Raw genomic sequence first — 18,860 nt, 5'->3', positions numbered from 1 at the left:
TCCAGCAGCGGCAGCAGCACGCGAGCGACCTGGCCGACCACTTCCGGCAGCTGGCCGGGCAGACCAGCGACCCGGCCGAGCAGGCCCGGCTGGAGGCACTGGCTGAGCGCGCCGACGCGGTGGTCGCGCAGATCCAGGCCCGGATCGACGCGCTGGAAGCCGCGATCGCCGACGCCAAGGACCGCAAGGCCCAGCGTGCGGCCATCCTCAAGGCGCGCGCGGACGCCCGCCAAGCGCGGGAGGACGCCGAGCGGCAGCTCCAGTACCACCGCGATGAGGTCCGCACGGCCGGATGGACGGTGCGGCACGCGGAGCAGAACCTGCGGAGCGCCGAGCTCCAGTACAAGCGCGAGCAGACCGAAGAGAACAAGGCCGCGCTGGACCGGGCACGGGCCGCGCTGAAGCAGGCGCGGGCCGACCTGAAGCGGGCCGAGGCCGATCTGAAGCAGGCCGAGCGCGACCTGCGCGCCGCCGCGCAGCGGATGGTCCTGCTGAACCGTCCGTTCCTCCGGGCCGACCCAGCCACCAACCGCGCGTTGATCCGCACCGCGCTGCTGATCGCCTGGTGGCGGGCGAACGGGATGCCGGAGCAGATCGCGCGAGACCTGGCCCACCTGCGCTACACCGCGTACCACACCACCGACCGGGTGGCCGTGCACCAGCTGCACGTCGAGCTGATGGGCCTGCTGAGGTCGGCCCGGGTGTCCAGGGCGGCCGGCGCCGAGGCGCTGCGGAACTCCGCCGACAACCACGGCTTCCGCTGGAGCGAGGACGACATCGCCACCGCGAGCTGGGTGCTGTCCCGGCTGGGCGGCCGGCCGATCGTCTGGGTCGGACGGGAAATCCGCGGCGGCGAGGGCAACAACTGGTGGACCCGGTCCGGTGGCTTCGGCCGCGGCGCCACCTTCATCCAGGTCGGCCTGATGACCGTGCTGGGCGCCGGCGTCATGGGGCTGGCCACCATCGGCGCCCCGGTGACAGTGGGCGGGTTCGAGGTCACCATGCCGATGCTGTTCGGCGCGGTCGCAGTGGCCGGCGGCCTGGTCGCCACCCTGCTGCGCGACGCGGCGACCCGCAGCCGCGGCCTGCCGACCCGGCTGACGATCTTCCTGCACGGCTTCCTGCCGGCCATGTTCAGCGCCGTGGTGGCCGCGGTGGTCGTAGGCACCGTGCCGGCGCTGGTCATCTTCGGCCTCGGCGTGGTCGGCGGGCTCTACGCGATCGGCATCGCGGGCCCGCTGCCCGTCCAGGCGAACGGCGGCGACCGCAACGGCGGCAACCTGCCGACCGGCCCGTCCGGCACCACCCCGGGCCCGCGGTTCCGGATCAGCCGGCCCCGGGCGCGGGTGCTGGCCATCGCGCTGGTCGCGGGTGGCCTGATCGGCGGCGGGTTCGCGGTCCTCGGCTTCGGCGCGGCGGTGCCGCTGCTGATCGGCGCAAGCGCGGCGGTGGCCGCCTGGGGCGCGCTGCGTATGCTGCGGTACTTCCAGCAGGCGCGCGGTCCCCCGGGCCTGCTGGGCACCTTCTTCACCGGCGCCGCCCCGCTGCTCGCGCTGGCCGGCGCGACCGCACCGTTCATCGTGGTGGCCGGCGCCGGGTTCCTCGCCGGCCTGACCGTGCTGGTCGGAGCGCACGCGGTGGCGCCGCGCGGCACCTGGACCCAGTGGGTCGCCGGTGGGCTGCTCGCGCTCGTCGCCGGGCTGGGCATCGGCTTCACCCCGACGGACGCGCACGCCTACGCCGGTACGCAGACGGTCGTGGTGCAGCAGCAGGGCAAGACGGTGGAGCTGCGGGTCGCGCACACGCAGAAGGGCGACACGCTGCGCCGCTGGCTCGAGGGCCTGCGCAACCGCGACGGCGCACGCTTCACCGAGGCGCAGCTGCGCGCGGTCAACGGGCACGTCGAGAACTGGCCGTCCAGCCTGGACGAGGCGTTCGCCCCGGGTACCGAGCTTTACCTGCCCGAGGACGCCGCCCCGGTCTGGGTCATCACCAGCAGGGTCAAGACCGGTCACCGCTACGACTCGGTCACCTTGGTGATCGCCCGGTTCGGCCTGTTCACCAGGTACGGCTACACCGACCCGGCGGTCATCGTCGACGCCAACGGGAGCGTGTTCGCGCACCACAGCGCCGACGACGTCGTGCCGGGTGAGGTGCTGAACATTCCGGCCGGTGGCTACGGCACCAAGAAGGTCACCCTGCCCGGCGAGACCCCGCCGCCGGGTCAGCAGACTCCTCCCCCGGGTCAGCAGACCCCGCCCCCGGGCCAGCAGACCCCGCCCCCGGGCTCGCAGACTCCTCCGCCGGGCTCGCAGTCGCCCCAGCCGAGCGAGAGTTCGCAGTCCCCGCGGCCGAGCGAGAGCTCGCCGTCGCCGAGTGAGAGCACGCACACGCCGCGGCCGAGCACCAGCCAAACCGCGCCGCCCGGCCACGGCCAGCCCTCCACCGGCGGCAGCCCGTTGGGTTGGCTGCTCGGCCTGGGTGGCGCGCTGACCGGGCTGGTCGCCGGCATCCTGGCCTGGCGGAACTGGGGCAGGGTGCGCGGCTTCCTCGGCGACGCGCGGAAGGTGTTCACCGACTGGTCCACCGCCCCGTCCTCGCGCTGGATCGCCGGGCTGGTCACCGCCACCGGGGTCGGCGCGGGCACGGCGTTCGGGCTGCTGGTCTTCGGCTCGGGCGTGGGTGCCTCGGTGGCCGGCGTGATCGCCGCCTCGCTGTCCGTGCTGGCCATGCTGCGGGCGCTGTGGTCGCCGATCCAGCCGCGCGCGCCGACCTACGCGCTGGTCGTCGGTGGGCTCTCACTGGCCGCCCTCGGGCTGGCGGTGGGTGCCTGGTTGCCACTGACGATCGCGGCCGGCTTTGCGATGTTCTCCGGCCGGGGGACGCTGTCGCGGCTCAACGCGCTCGGCCTCTCGGACGGGTGGAAACGCGTCGCCACGATCGGCATCGCGGCGTCGTGGCTGGTGAACCTGTACCTGCACGGGCCGGGTGCGTGGCACGTGCTCGAGGCGTCGGGTTGGGCCGGGTTCGGTCAGCTCGGGTTCTGGGCCAACGGGTTGTTCGCGGCGGCGGACGTGCTGCTGTTCGGCTTCGCGCTGGACGCGGTGGCCAAGGCGTTCGGCCGGACGTACTCGCTGGCCGCGCACGTGCCGACGTTCAAGCGGTGGGGCTTCACCGTGCTGGGCGCGGCGGTGTGGGTGCTGGCCGTGCAGCTGGCCCTGCCGGTGGGCGTCCTGGGTGGTGCGGCGCTGCCGGTGGCGGTGGCGCCGCTGGTGACGCTGGGCGTCGGGCTGACCTACCTGGCCGCCGCGGACTGGGCGACCAGGTTCGGTTGGGCCAGGCCTTCCGGTGCGCTGGCGCCGCTGGCCGGCCGGGTCGTGTTCGCCTCGCTGGCGTTCTACGGCTTCGAGCGGCTGTGGCTGGGGCACCTCGACTGGTTCATCGGCACGGCGGCCGTGCTGACCGCGTTCGTGTTCGCGGCCAAGCCGACCGCGATCACCGGCATCCGGGTCACCGGGGTTCGCGACCAGGTGATCGCGCTGGTCGGCGGGCTGGTCGGTGTGGGCGCGGGCGTGCTGGCCGGGGTTGCCGGTATGGGCCTGGTCGCCGGTGTTGCGGTCACCGCCCAGGTCTGGGGTGCGACCGCGCTGGTCATCTGGTTCCTCAACCGCGGCGGCCCGGGCGTGCCCGGCGGTCCGGGTGGGTCCGGTGGATCCGGCGGTGGCTGGTCCGGTGCGTGGACCCGGGTGAGGACCTTCGCCGGCCAGGTGTGGGGCATGTTCACCAAGGGGTCGACGCCGCTGCCCGCGCGCTGGCGCAACGGGCTGGCGGCGACCGCGGTGATCGCGTCGCTGACGGCGGTCGCGTTCCTGCGCGGCGGCTCGGGTGTGCTGCCCACGATCGCCGGTGTGGTGGCCGGCGGTGTGGCGGTGGCCGCGCTGCTGCGGTTGTTGTGGTCGCCGATTCAGGCGCGTGCGCCGACTGTGGCGTTGGTTGTTGGTTTGCCGGCGCTGGCTGGTGTGGCGTTGTGGCTGGGTTCGGCGTGGCCGTTGGTGGGTGCGGCCGGGTTTGCGATGTTCTCCGGTCGGGGCACGTTGTCGCGGCTCAACGCACTCGGTCTCTCGGCCGGGTGGGCCAGGACCGCGTTGGTCGGGATTGCCGGGTCGTGGTTGGTGAACCTGTACCTGCACGCGCCGGGTGCGTTGGATGTGGTGCAGGCGTCGGGTTGGGCTGGGTTTGGTCAGCTCGGGTTCTGGGCCAACACCCTGTTCGCCACCGCCGACGTGCTCCTGTTCGCGGTGGCGTTGGCGCCGGTGATGGCCGCGTTCGGCAAGGGCTACCTGCTGTCGGCTCAGGTGCCGACGCTCAAGCGGTACGGGTTCACCGCGCTGATGACCGCGGTCTGGGTGCTGGCCGTGCAGCTGGCTCTGCCGGTCGGGGTGCTGGGTGGGGCCGCGTTGCCGGTCGCGGTGGCGCCGCTGGTGGTCCTGGGTGTCGGGCTGGCTTACCTGGTGCGGGCCGAGTGGACTGGTTGGTTGGCCGCGAAGCGGGGTCAGCCGGCACCGGCCGCGCCGCTGGCCGCGCTCGCCGGCCGGGTCGTGTTCGCGTCGCTGGCCTTCTACGGGTTCGAGCGCCTGTGGCTGGGGCACTTCGACTGGTTCGTCGGCACCGCCGGCGTGCTGACCGCGTTCGTGATCGCCGCGAAGCCGTCGGTGCTCACGGGTATGCGGCTGCCCAGCAGCGTCCGTGATCGGTGGATCGCGGGTGTCGGTGCCGGTCTGGGTGTGGTCGCCGGGGTGGTGGCGGGTGCGGCCGGTATGGGTCTGGTGGCCGGTGTTGCGGTGGCCGCGCAGGTATGGGGCGCCACCGTGCTCGCTCTGTGGTGGTTCAACCGCAACGGTCCCCCAGGGACGCCCGGTGGCCCGGTCGCGCCGAGCCCCGGCCCAGGTGGGTTCGGCACCACGGTGCTGTTCCTCGGCGTGGTCGCCGGTGTTCTGGCGATCACCGCCGGACCGGTGTGGGGTCTGGTGTGGGGCTTGGCCTCCACGATGGGCATGTTCGTGCGCGCCGTGGTCTCCACCCTGCGTAACGCGTTGCCGGGGGATCTGGGGCAGCGGATCGAGAACACTCGCTGGTTGCACCTGGGTCTGTTGGCGGCGCACACGGCGACGTTCGTGGTGTCCCTGCACGCGAACATCCCGACCGCGTGGGGTACGGCGTGGGCGTTCATCGAAACCGTCGGGTTCGCCGCGTCGCACTTCGGGTTCCTCTATGCCGGGAAGCTCCCGCGTCTGGCCGCGGGTGGTCAGGACGCGAACGACCCGAGCGTGAACAGCCCGCTGCGGCGGTGGGGCCGGTTCCTGGCGATCACGATCTTCGACATCGCGCACTGGTCTTGGCTGGTGCGGTTGTCGGTTCCGACCGCGTGGGGTGGGTCGGGGTTCCTCGGTGACGCCCTCGCGGGTGACGCGCTCAAGGGCGCGATCCTGATCACGATTACATCGATGGCGGTGTCCATCGGCTGGCAGGCCTACAACACCTTCCGTAAGGAGGTCTTGAACAACCCCTCGCACGCGACGCCGGGTCCGCGCATGACCACGTGGTTCGACGACGGGGCGATGATCGTCGTGGGTGGCGGCCTGATGTGGCTGGTCTCCCCCACCGCCACCGTCATCACTGGGACCGCGTTGGCGGCGGTGGCCGCGTTTGTGATCGGTTACATCCTCAAGCGCGGCCCGCCGGGTGGTCCGGGTGTGTGGGCGCAGATCAAGGCCGGGCTCGCCACCTTCATCAACGCGGCACGCGACGTGTTCACCCACTGGACCGCGCCGCTGACCAGCCATCGCCGGGCCAGCCTGGCCTCCACTGTGCTGGCGGCTGGAATGGTGAGCCTGGAGTTGCTGGCGTTCACCGGCGGAAGCGTGCCGGCTCGGATCGCTGGTGTGGTGGTTGCGGCTGCTGGGGTGGCGGCGCTGCTGCGGTTGTTGTGGTCGCCGATCCAGGCACGGGCGCCGACCCTCGCGTTGGTTGTTGGTTTGCCGGCGCTGGCTGGTGTGGCGTTGTGGCTGGGTTCGGCGTGGCCGTTGGTGGGTGCGGCTGGGTTTGCGATGTTCTCCGGTCGGGGGACGGTGTCGCGGCTCAACGCGCTCGGCCTGTCGGCCGGGTGGGCCAGGACCGTGCTGGTCGGGATCGCCGGCTCCTGGTTGGTGAACCTCTACCTGCACGCACCTGGCGCCTTGGACATCCTGCAGGCCTCGGGCTGGGCCGGGTTTGGTCAGCTCGGGTTCTGGGCGAACACGCTGTTTGCCACGGCGGATGTCCTGCTGTTCGCGGTGGCGATGGCGCCGGTGATGGCGGCGTTCGGCAAGGGCTATGTGCTGTCGAGCCAGGTGCCGACGCTCAAGCGCTACGGGTTCACCGCGCTGATGACCGCGGTGTGGGTGCTGGCTGTGCAGCTGGCGCTGCCGGTCGGGGTGCTGGGTGGCGCCGCGTTGCCGATCGCGGTCGCGCCGCTGGTGGCTTTGGGTGTCGGGCTGGGCTACCTGGTGCGGGCCGAGTGGGCGGGTCACATCGGTGCGTGGGGTGCTCGGATCGCGGCCAAGCAGGGCGGCACCTCCCCGGTGTTCCCGTTGGCTGGTCTGGCCGGCCGGGTGGTGTTCGCATCGTTGGCGTTCTACGGGTTCGAGCGGCTGTGGTTGGGGCATTTCGACTGGTTCACCGCGACCGCCGGTGTGTTGGTGGCATTTGTGATCGCGGCGAAGCCGTCGGTGTTCACCGGCATGCAGCTGCCGGCCACGGCTCGGGACCGGTGGATCGCCGGTGTGGGTGCCGGGTTGGGTGTGGTCGCCGGGGTGGCTGCGGGTGTGGCCGGTATGGGCCTGGTGGCCGGTGTTGCCGTCGCCGCGCAGGTGTGGGGCGCCACCGTGTTGGCGTTGTGGTGGTTCAACCGCGGCGGCCCCCCGGGGACTCCGGGTGGTCCGGTGGCGCCGAGTCCGGGTCCGGGTGGGTTCGGCACCACCGTGCTGTTCCTCGGTGTGGTCGCGGGTGTGCTGGCGATGACCGCCGGTCCGGTGTGGGGTCTGGTGTGGGGGCTGGCCTCGACGATGGGCATGTTCGTGCGTGCCGTGGTGTCCACTCTGCGCAATGCGCTGCCGGGTGATCTGGGCGCGCGGATCGAGAACACCCGCTGGCTGCACCTGGCCCTGTTGGCCGCGCACACGTCGACGTTTGTGATCTCCCTGCACGCGAACATCCCGACCGCATGGGGTGCGGCGTGGGCGTTCATCGAAACCGTCGGGTTCGCGGCCTCGCACTTCGGGTTCCTCTACGCCGGGAAACTCCCCCGTCTCGCCGCAGGTGATCAGGACGCGAACGACCCGTCGGTGAACAGCCCGCCGCGGCGGTGGGGCCGGTTCCTGGCGATCACCATCTTCGACATCGCGCACTGGTCCTGGCTGGTCCGTCTGTCGGTGCCGGCCAGCTGGGGTGGGTCGGGCTTCCTCGGCGACGCGCTCGCGGGCGACGCCCTGAAGGGCGCCATCCTGATCACCATCACGTCGATGGCTGTCTCCATCGGGTGGCAGGCCTACAACGCCTTCCGCAAGGAGGTCTTGAACAACCCCTCACACGCCACCGCCGGTCCACGCATGACGACCTGGTTCGACGACGGGGCGATGATCGTCGTGGGTGGCGGCCTGATGTGGCTGGTCTCCCCCACCGCCACGGTGATCACCGGCACCAGCTTGGCGGCGGTGGCCGCGTTCGTGATCGGCTACATCCTCAAGCGCGGTCCCCCGGGTGGCCCGGGCGCATGGACGCAACTCAAGAACGCGATCACCGGCCTGTTCAACGCGGCGCGCGATGTGTTCACCCACTGGACCGCACCGCTGACCGCGCACCGCCAGGCCAGCCTGGCCTCTACCGCGCTGGCCGCCGGGATGGTCAGCCTGGAACTGATCGCGTTCACCGGCGGCAACATCCCGGCTCGGATCGCTGGCGTGATCGCCGCCGCGGCTGGGGTGGCGGCGCTGCTGCGGTTGTTGTGGTCACCGATCCAGGCCCGCGCGCCGACCTTGGCGTTGGTTGTTGGTCTGCCGGCGCTGGCTGGTGTGGCGTTGTGGCTGGGTTCGGCGTGGCCGCTGACGATCGCGGCCGGGTTCGCCATGTTCTCCGGTCGGGGCACGCTCTCGCGGCTCAACGCGCTGGGCCTCTCGGCGGGTTGGGCGCGCGCGGCGCTGGTCGGGATTGCCGGGTCGTGGTTGGTGAACCTGTATCTGCACGCGCCGGGTGCGTTGGATGTGGTGCAGGCGTCGGGTTGGGCTGGGTTGGGTCAGCTCGGGTTCTGGGCCAACACGCTGTTCGCGACGGCGGATGTGTTGCTGTTCGCGGTGGCCATGGCGCCGGTGATGGGCGCGTTCGGCAGGGGCTACCTGTTGTCGGCGCAGTTGCCGACGTTGAAGCGCTACGGGTTTACCGCATTGGCGACGGCGGTGTGGGTGCTGGCCGTGCAGCTGGCCCTGCCGGTCGGGGTGCTGGCTGGCGCGGCGCTGCCGGTGGCGGTGGCACCGCTGGTGGCACTAAGTGTCGGGCTGGCTTATCTGGTGCGGGCCGAGTGGGCGAGTCACGTTTCCGCGTGGGGTGCTCGGATCGCGGCCAAGCAGGGCGGCGCGAGTCCGGTGTTCCCGTTGGCGGGTCTGGCCGGTCGGGTGGTGTTTGCCTCGTTGGCGTTCTACGGGTTCGAGCGGCTGTGGTTGGGGCACCTCGACTGGTTTGTCGCCACGGCCGGTGTGCTGACCGCGTTCGTGGTCGCCGCGAAGCCGTCGGTGTTCACCGGGATGCGGCTGCCGGCGACGACGCGGGATCGGTGGATCGCCGGTGTCGGCGCCGGGCTCGGTGTGGTCGCCGGGGTGGTGGCCGGGGTTGCCGGTATGGGTCTGGTGGCCGGTGTTGCGGTGGCGGCGCAGGTGTGGGGCGCGACGGTGCTCGTCCTGTGGTGGCTGAACCGCAACGCCTCGCCGGGTAGCACTCCGGGTGGGCCGGTTGCGCCGAGTCCTGGTCCGGGTGGGTTCGGCACGACCGTGTTGTTCCTGGGTGTGGTGGCTGGTGTGCTGGCGATGACCGCCGGGCCGGTGTGGGGCTTGGTGTGGGGCTTGGCCTCGACGATGGGCATGTTCGTCCGCGCGGTGGTGTCCACCCTGCGCAACGCGCTGCCTGGTGACCTGGGCACGCGGATCGAGAACACCCGGTGGCTGCATCTGGCGTTGTTGGCCGCGCACACCGCCACGTTCGTGATCTCCCTACACGCGAACATTCCCACCGCGTGGGGTACCGCGTGGGCGTTCATCGAGACGGTCGGGTTCGCCGCTTCGCACTTCGGGTTCCTGTATGCCGGGAAGCTTCCGCGTCTGGCGGCGGGTGATCAGGACGCGAACGACCCGTCGGTGAACAGCCCGCCGCGGCGGTGGGGCCGGTTCTTGGCGATCACGATCTTCGATGTCGCGCACTGGTCCTGGCTGGTCCGGTTGTCGGTGCCGGCCGGCTGGGGTGGGTCGAACTTCCTCGGCGACGCGCTGGCCGGCGACGCTCTCAAGGGCGCAATTTTGATCACGATCACGTCGATGGCGGTGTCGATCGGTTGGCAGTCCTACAACGCCTTGCGCAAGGAAGCCCGCAACAACCCCTCGCATGCGACGCCGGGTCCGCGGATGACCACCTGGTTCGACGACGGCGCGATGATCGTGGTGGGTAGCGGTCTGATGTGGCTGGTCTCCCCGACCGCCACGATCATCACCGGCACCGGCTTGGCGGCGGTGGCCGCGTTCGTGATCGGCTACATCCTCAAGCGCGGGCCTCCGGGCAGCACTCCCGGTGGTCCCGGTGTCCCCGGTGGCCCTGGTGGACCTGGGGGTCCCGGAGTGCCGGGTGGCCCGGGCGCGTGGGCTCAGCTCAAGGGCGGGTTCGCCACGTTCATCAGCGCGGCACGCGATGTGTTCACCCACTGGACCGCGCCGCTGAGCAGCCACCGCCGCGCCAGCTTGGTGTCCGGGGTGCTGGCGGCCGGGATGGTGACGCTGGAGCTGGTCGCGTTCACCGGTGGGAACCTCCCGGCGCGGATTGCCGGGGTGGCTGTCGCGGCGGCTGGGGTGGCGGCGCTGCTGCGGCTGTTGTGGTCGCCGATTCAGGCGCGGGCGCCGACTCTGGCGTTGGTTGTTGGTTTGCCGGCGCTGGCGGGTGTGGCGTTGTGGCTGGGTTCGGCGTGGCCGCTGACCATCGCGGCCGGGTTCGCGATGTTCTCCGGGCGGGGCACGGTGTCGCGGCTCAACGCGCTGGGCCTGTCGGCTGGGTGGACGAAGACCGCGGTAATCGGGATCGCCGGCTCCTGGCTGCTGAACCTGTATCTGCACGCGCCGGGCGCGTTGGACATCCTGCAGGCCTCGGGCTGGGCTGGGTTCGGGCAGCTCGGATTCTGGGCCAACACGCTATTTGCCACGGCGGATGTGTTGTTGTTCGCGGTGGCGATGGCGCCGGTGATGGCGGCGTTCGGCAAGGGCTACCTGCTCTCGGCGCGGGTGCCGACGCTCAAGCGCTACGGGTTCACCGCGCTGATGACCGCGGTGTGGGTGCTGGCTGTGCAGCTGGCGTTGCCGGTGGGTGTGTTGGGTGGGGCGTGGTTGCCGGTGGCGGTGGCGCCGTTGGTGGCACTGGGTGTGGGCCTGGGTTACCTGGTGCGCACGGAGTGGGCGAATCACGTCACCGCGTGGGGTGCGCGGATCGCGGCCAAGCAGGGCGGGACCTCCCCGGTGTTCCCGCTGATGCCGTTGGCCGGTCGGGTGGTGTTTGCCTCGCTGGCGTTCTACGGGTTCGAACGCCTGTGGCTGGGGCATTTCGACTGGTTCGTCGCCACCACTGGTGTCCTGCTCGCGTTCGTGATCGCCGCGAAGCCCTCCGTGCTCACCAATATGGGCCTGCCCACCAGCCTTCGTGATCGGCGAATCGCGGTGATTGGTACCGGTCTCGGTGTGGTCGCCGGGGTGGTTGCGGATGTGGCCGGCATGGGTCTAGTGGCCGGGGTGGCGGTGGCGGCGCAGGTGTGGGGCGCGACCGTGCTCGCCCTGTGGTGGTTCAACCGGAACGGTCCGCCGGGGACGCCGGGGGGTCCGGTGGCGCCGAGTCCGGGTTCGGGTGGTTTCGGCACGACCGTGCTGTTCCTCGGGGTGGTCGCGGGTGTGCTGGCGATGACCGCTGGTCCGGTGTGGGGTCTGGTGTGGGGTCTGGCCTCGACGATGGGCATGTTCGTCCGGGCCGTGGTGTCCACGCTGCGCAATGCTCTGCCGGGTGATCTGGGGCAGCGGATCGAGAATACCCGGTGGCTGCACCTGAGCTTGCTGTCCGCGCACACGGCGACGTTTGTGGTGTCGTTGCACGCGAACATCCCGACCGCGTGGGGTGCGGCGTGGGCGTTCATCGAGACGGTCGGGTTCGCCGCGTCGCACTTCGGGTTCCTCTACGCCGGCAAGCTCCCCCGTCTCGCGGCGGGTGATCAGGACGCCAACGACCCGAGTGTGAACAAGCCGTTGCGGCGGTGGGGCCGGTTCTTGGCGATCACGATCTTCGATGTCGCGCACTGGTCGTGGCTGGTCCGGTTGTCGGTGCCGGTCAGCTGGGGCGGGTCGAACTTCCTCGGCGACGCCCTGGGCGGGGATGCGCTGAAGGGCGCGATCCTGATCACGATCACCTCGATGGCCGTGTCGATCGGGTGGCAGTCGATCAACGCGTTCCGCAAGGAAGCCCGCAACAACCCTTCGCATGCGACGCCGGGGCCGCGGATGACCACCTGGTTCGACGACGGGGCGATGATCGTCGTGGGTGGCGGCCTGATGTGGCTGGTCTCCCCCACCGCCACCATCATCACCGGCACCACCCTCGCCGCCGTGGCCGCGTTCGTGATCGGCTACATCCTCAAACGCGGCCCACCGGGCGCATGGGCACAGATCAAGGACGCGATCACCGGGCTCGTCAGCGGAGCGCGGGGGATCTTCCGCAACTGGACCGCGCCGCTCAGCAGCCACCGCCGCGCCAGCCTCGCCTCCACCGCGCTGGCCGCCGGGATGGTCAGCCTGGAGCTGATCGCGTTCACCGGCGGGAACCTCCCGGCCCGGATCGCCGGCCTGGCCGTCGCGGCCGCAGGGGTGGCGGCGCTGCTGCGGTTGTTGTGGTCGCCGATCCAGGCCCGCGCGCCGACCCTCGCGCTAGTTGTCGGCTTGCCGGCGCTCGCGGCGACCGCGTTGTGGCTGGGCTCGGTGTGGCCGCTGACCATGGCGGCGGGGGCGGCGATGTTCGCCGGGCGCGGTGTGCTGTCGCGGATCAACGCGCTGGGGCTGTCCCAGGGCTGGACCAGGGCCGCGGTGTTGAGCATTGCCGGGTCCTGGCTGGTGAACCTGTACATCCACGCGCCCGCCGTGGCGACGGTCGTCGACCAGGCCGGTTGGGCCGCGTTCGGGAACCTCGGGTTCTGGGCCAACGGGCTGCTCACGGTCACCGACGTGCTGCTGTTCGCGGTGGCGCTCGCGCCGGTGGTCGGCGCGAAGTACGTGCTGTCGGCGCAGGTACCGACGTTGAAGCGCTGGGGCTTCACCACGCTGTTCGCCGCCGTCTGGGTGTTGGGTGCGCAGCTGGCGCTGCCGGTCGGCGTGGCGGGTGGGGTGTGGTTGCCGGTCGCGGTGGCGCCGCTGGTCAGCCTCGGTGTGGCACTGGGCTATCTGCTGGCGCGCGTGGAGTGGGCCGGTTGGTTGGCGGCGAAGCGGGGCCAGCCGGCACCGGCCGCGCCGCTGACAGCCCTGGCTGGCCGGGTGGTGTTCGCGTCCCTGGCCTTCTACGGGTTCGAGCGGCTGTGGCTCGGACACCTCGACTGGTTCGTCGCCACCGCCGGTGTGTTGGCGGCGTTCACCATCGCGACGAAGCCGTCGGCATTCACCGGGATGCGGCGGCCCACCAGCGCCCGTGATCGGTGGATCGCCGGGATCGGCGCCGGCGTCGGTGCGGTGGCAGATGTGGTGGCCGGGGTCGCCGGAATGGGGCTGGTCGCGGGCGTGGCGGTCGCGGCGCAGGTGTGGGGCGCCACGGTGCTGGTCCTGTGGTGGCGGAGCCGCAACGCTCCGCCGGGCAGCACCCCGGGCGGGCCGGTTACGCCGAGCCCGGGGCCGGGTGGGTTCGGCACCACGGTGCTGTTCCTCGGTGTGGTGGCCGGTGTTCTGGCGATCACCGCCGGGCCGGTGTGGGGCCTGGTGTGGGGCTTGACATCCACGATGGGCATGTTCGTGCGTGCCGTTGTCTCCACTCTGCGTAACGCTCTGCCCGGTGACCTCGGTCAGCGGATCCGGGACACGCGTTGGTTGCACCTGGGGCTGTTGGCGGCGCACACGGCGACGTTTGTGGTCTCTCTGCATGCGAACATTCCGACCGCGTGGGGTGCGGCGTGGGCGTTCATCGAGACGGTCGGGTTCGCCGTTTCGCACTTCGGGTTCCTGTATGCCGGGAAGCTGCCGCGTCTCGCGGCGGGTGATCAGGACGCGAACGACCCGTCGGTGAGCAGCCCCGCGCGGCGGTGGGGTCGGTTCTTGGCGATCACCATCTTCGACATCGCCCACTGGTCCTGGCTGGTCCGCCTGTCGGTGCCGGCCAGCTGGGGCGGGTCGAACTTCCTCGGCGACGCCCTGGGCGGGGATGCGCTGAAGGGCGCGATTCTGATCACGATCACCTCGATGGCCGTGTCGATCGGGTGGCAGGCGTACAACGCGTTCCGCACCGAGCTCAAGGCCCCCTCGCACGCCACGCCGGGTCCGCGGATGACGACGTGGTTCGACGACGGGGCAATGATCGTCGTGGGTGGCGGCCTGATGTGGCTGGTCTCCCCTACCGCCACCATCATCACCGGCACCACCCTCGCCGCCGTGGCCGCGTTCGTGATCGGCTACATCCTCAAACGCGGCCCGCCGGGTGTGTGGGCGCAGCTCAAGGGCGCGGCCGCCACTGTCGTGACAGGCATGCGGGAGATCTTCCGCGACTGGACCTCGCCACTGACCAGCCATCGCCGCGCGAGCTTGGCCTCCACGGTGCTGGCCGCCGGCATGGTCAGCCTGGAACTGGTCGCGTTCACCGGCGGTAACGTCCCGACCCGCATCGCCGGGATCATCGGCGCGGCCGCCGGGGTCGCCGCGCTGCTGCGGTTGGTGTGGTCGCCGATCCGGGTTCGGGCGCCGACCCTGTACGCCTGGGCGGGCACGCTGCCCGGACCCGGCAACCGCAACTGGGCCGGTGGGACGCACTGGACGCACCGCGTGGCGTTCCTGTTCACCGGCGCGCTCGGCATGGCGACGCTGATGAGCGGGCTCTACAGCGCCCGCGCGCTGGCCAAGGGCGTGCCCGCGCTGCCGGACGGCTGGCTGTTCACCACCGCGTTCGCCGGGTTCCTGATCGGGTTCTTCGCGGTGGCCACCTGGTTCAGCTACTTCCCGCGCCGGGGGCTGTTCGTGGCCACGTTGCTGGGCGCCGGGGTCGGCTACGGGCTGTTCGCGCTGCCGCTGGGCGCCGCCGGGGCACTGGTCGGCGCGTTCGTGCTCGGGCTCGCCGCGAGCGCATTCGGCAAGGTCATGGGGCTGGCCTTCGGCTGGATGGAGGACACCACGCAGCGGCGGGAGGCCGCCGGCCAGACGGTGATCATGCGCACCACCCTGGTCGGGCTGCTCGCGCTGGGCGTGACGATCTTCGTGCCGGGCATCGTGACCGCGCAGGACTGGCTGCGGGAGACCTACTCGATGCAGGCGGCCGCCGCCGCCACCGCCGGGCTGGCCGTCGTCGCGGCGATCGGCATGGCGTTGACAGTGCCGTCCGAGACGCCGACGAAGCCCACGCACAAGCCGTTCTCCGGTCCGCTGAAGATGCTCGGCGACCCGTTCGTGCGCACCATCGCGCTGGTCTCCGCGCTGACCCAGGCGACGATCTCGGTGTTCGACGCGTTCTGGGAGCTCGCGCTGCCGCACACCGCGCCGCACTGGCTGCACCTGGTCACCGCGTTCGGGCTGGTCGCAGGTGGCCTGGTGATGGTCGGGGTGTTCTTCGTCAACGACCTGCTCGCGCACTTCAAGGGCCGCGACGACTTCGTGAAGAACGCGCCCCGCGGCTTCGTCATCGCGATGGCCGGCCTGATGGCGGTGAGTGGTCTCGCGGTGGTCCTCGCCCACCTGTTCGGCGCCACGTCGACCGGGATCCTGGTGCAGGGCACCGCGGGCGAGGCGGCGTCCACCGGGATCAGCATCGGCACCCTGGCGGCCCTGGAGTGGTACTTCGGCCGCAAAGGTGAGCCGTCGAAGGTCGGCCTGGCGGACACCGCGAACAGCTTCGCCGGCGCGGTGGGCAAGTTCGTCAGCCCGCTGATCGCCACCGGCACCTGGGCGCTGGCGCACTGGTCGGCGTTGTCCCCGCAGATCGCGGTCACCGCCGCAGCCACGCTAGCGGTCGCCCTCACCCTGGTGATCAGCCTGCGCAAGCCGATCGACTGGCTGCGCGGACATCCGCTGCTGCTCCGGTCGCTCCTGGTCATCGGCGCGCTGGTGGTCATCACGCTGGTGGTGGCCGCCATCCCGGCGCACGCCGACGACGGCGAGGGGACCACCCCAGGCGGCGGGTCCGCGCTGAACGGCCTGGCCCTGCTGGCCGGCGCGTGGTTGGGCGCGGTCGCGTTGGAGAAGCTGGCGACCGCGATGGGTGCGGCCACGACCAGGTTGTGGGCGCGGTTCACCGCGTGGGTTTCCCGGATGGTTGGCATCGGCCTCCAGCTGGTCGCGGTGGGTGGGGTCGGGTACGTGCTGGCCGATTGGGGCGGTCACCCGGTGCTGGCCGGGTTGGTGCTCTGGGGCGGGCTGGTGCTGGCGGGCAAGAACCTGGTCTTGCGGGTGTTCGGCGTGGAGCCAGTCCGGTACGAGGGCGACGGCAAGACGGCGCGGGGTCCGCCGCTGTACGTGCTGATCGGTACCGGGATCGCGTTCGGCGCCGGGGTGTGGCTGACCGACCTGTCCCTCAGTACCGCACTGTTCGGCGCGCTCACCCCGGCGGCGGCGGTGGGCGTGATCTGGGCGCTGGTGCACTGGCGCGGCCCGATCGGGTGGGCACTCACCGAGCTGGCCGGGTGGGCGTTCGGCCAGGCCAAGCGGGTCGGCGTCGAGCAGTGGGCCGTGGGTGCCTTCGGCCTTGCCGGCGGGTTGCTGCTGGGCGGGTGGCCGGTGGTCGGGGCGACCGCGCTGGTGGCCGGACCGCTGGCGCTGGTGGTCGCCGGGGTCGTGGTTCGGCAGTACGCGCCGAAGTTCGCCGCGCATTCCTCCGTGTCCGCGACGTTGTGGCTGGTCAGGCAGTACGGCGTTGCGCTGGCCGTCGGGGCGTCGGCCGGGCTGCTGCTTTCCGGCACGGGTGCGCTCGGCGGCGGTGCGGCCATGGCGATGGCCGTGGCGGGCGGTGGCCTCGGCCTCGGTCGGGACGGTGGCGTCCGGGTGGTCGCGTTCGACAAGCGGACCGGGCGGCCGGTCCGGTTCGACGCGAGGACGCTGGCTCTGCTGCGCGAGCTGATCGACCGGTGGGAACGGCTCGGCCTGATCAGCCCCAACGACTCGCACCTGAACAAGGCCAGCCCGACCGGGGTGTGGCGAGGGCTGGGCGTGGAGTACCTGGTGGTCGACCGGGACGCGGAGATCGGGGAACTGCTGCGCGCGGCCGGCCACGACCAGGCGTACGTCGTCTTCCTCCTGGACCTCCCCAACAACCGGGTGATCGTTCCGCTGCGGGTCGGCGGTGACGTGATGGACAGCGCGGGCACCGAGCTGGCCCGGCTGGTGCTCGAGCAGGTGGTCGCCGATCAGTTCCGTGACCACACCTTCGGCACGGACCGGCTGTGGGAGGGGCGGCACCCGGTGGAGGTGTTCGTCGGGTTGCAGCTGGGCCGGCTGTACATCCGGGTGACCACGCAGCTGCACGGCTGGGGTGAGGTGATCGAGCAGCTGGTCCAGGCGGGCGGGTCGGCAGACCCGGCCACCACCGAGCGGGTGGCCCACAACCTGGCCGAGATCGAGGCGACACTGGACGAGATCGGTGCCTTCGTCGAGCAGGCGGGCAGCTACCTCGCCAACGAGCTGCGGTCCCACTACACGGCCGCGCGGTGGCGGCTCGCGGAGCTGCGCACCCGATTCGGCTTGGTCGAGGAGGCGCTGAGCCGTTACGACGGCCTGGACCGTTCGGAACAGGAGGTCGTGCGGCGGATCGAAGGCATCGTGTCGAACGACCAGGAGATGTTCGACAGGTTGACCGCCGGCGACCCGCTCGGCCGCGCCGAGCAGCTGGGCAACCTCCAGGACCTCGAGCCCGGTCCGATCGTCGACGAGCTCGGCATGGCGCTCGACGAGCTGGTCATGCTGCCGACCACGCCGCTGGTCCGCGACCTGTACACCACCGCCGACCAGCTGCGCGCCGAGTACCAGCGGATGCAGGACGCGCTGGCCGCCGCCCGCCCGGACACCGGGCTGACGGCCGAAGAGCAGGCGGTGTTGGACCAGGCCGCGGTGTCCGTGGAGATCAACCAGGAGTTCCTGGACGCACTGACCGGCACCACGCCCGCCGCCCGCGCCGCGCAGCTCGGCGACCTGATGGACCTCGAGCCCGGCCCCATCGCCGAGGAGCTCGCCGGGCTGCTCACCGAGCTGGCCGCGCTGCCGGAGACGGCGCGGGACCCCGAGCTGACCCGGGCCGTCGACCGGTTGCACGCCGAGTACCAGCGGATGCACGACGCGTCCCGGCGCCGCGAGGACGAGCCGACCGACCGGGGCGGGCCGACCGCGTCCGGTGACGGGAACACCGCCGGTAGTGCTGGGCCGGCCGCCGACCAGCCGGGGCAGGGCACGACCGGCACGGCGGACGGCAACGGCGTCGCCGAGCTGCGCGCGGAGCGGGAGCAGACGCGGGAGACCAGCATCTCGATCCGCGCGCCTCCGCTGTGGCAGCGGATCCTGAACCGGCTCGCGGACGCCCTGGGTTGGCGGAAGCTGGCCACAGCGGGCGCCGCCGCGGTGGTGCTGGTGCTGCTGGGCGCCACGCCGGTACTCGCCGCTTCCGGCAACGAAGCGACCGGCATCAACTGGACCAGCGTGGCGCTGTACACCGTCGGCGCGATCATCGGCGTCGGCGGGCTGGGCTGGCTGTACCACACGCGGCTGCGCACGATCCGGGACAACGAGCGCTACGTGTTCGACTACCGCTCGTCCGTCTGGATCGTGTTCGGCTCGATCGCACTCCGTTTCGTGGTGAAGGAAGCACCCGGGCTGCGCAACCTGCTGCCGGAACCGTTCGACGTGTTCGACCACCTGGGGAACTTCCTGGGCGCCGCGCTGCTCGCGCTCGCCGTGGCGTGGACCAAGCACAAGCTCGAGACGCACCGGACCGGCCGGGACCATCTCACCGGCCAGCAACTGCGCGGGTTCTACACGCGTTGGTTCCCCGCCCTGCTGCTGCTCACCGCGGCGGGCAACGCGGTCACCGAGACCGCGTGGGGCGTCGAGCACATCCTCAACCAGTTCCGCGACCCCGGTGCCTCGCCGAGCGTGCCCCGCACCCTCGACCTGATTTACAGCGTCGGTTTCGGCGCACTGGTCGCCCTGGCGGTGTTCATGCGCGACGAAGGGCGTGCCGGGCCGGTGGCGGACGGGGTGCGCTCCTGGCTGGCCCGCCTGGTGCTGCTGCCACAGATGCCGCGGCTGGTGCGTGAGGCGCAGCCGTTGCGCGGAGCCGGGTTCTCGAACCTGACCCGGCGCCCGGTACCGGCA

1 protein-coding gene (cut by both window edges) is annotated in these 18,860 nt (G+C 71.7%); it reads left to right on the top strand.

This entire window lies inside a single protein-coding gene on the top strand: locus tag ABEB12_RS35875, encoding a DUF4781 domain-containing protein. The 52,152-nt coding sequence extends 15,661 nt beyond the window's left edge and 17,631 nt beyond its right edge, so the window shows coding positions 15,662–34,521, spanning codon 5,221 (partial) through codon 11,507 (complete); the first codon wholly inside the window starts at position 3. Both codon boundaries (start and stop) fall beyond the window edges.

It is taken from the genome of Actinospineispora eucalypti, assembly GCF_039543365.1.
In the GTDB taxonomy this organism is placed as follows: domain Bacteria; phylum Actinomycetota; class Actinomycetes; order Mycobacteriales; family Pseudonocardiaceae; genus Pseudonocardia; species Pseudonocardia eucalypti.
Note: the sequence above shows the minus strand (reverse complement) of the source record. Positions and strands in the feature narration are given on the sequence as shown.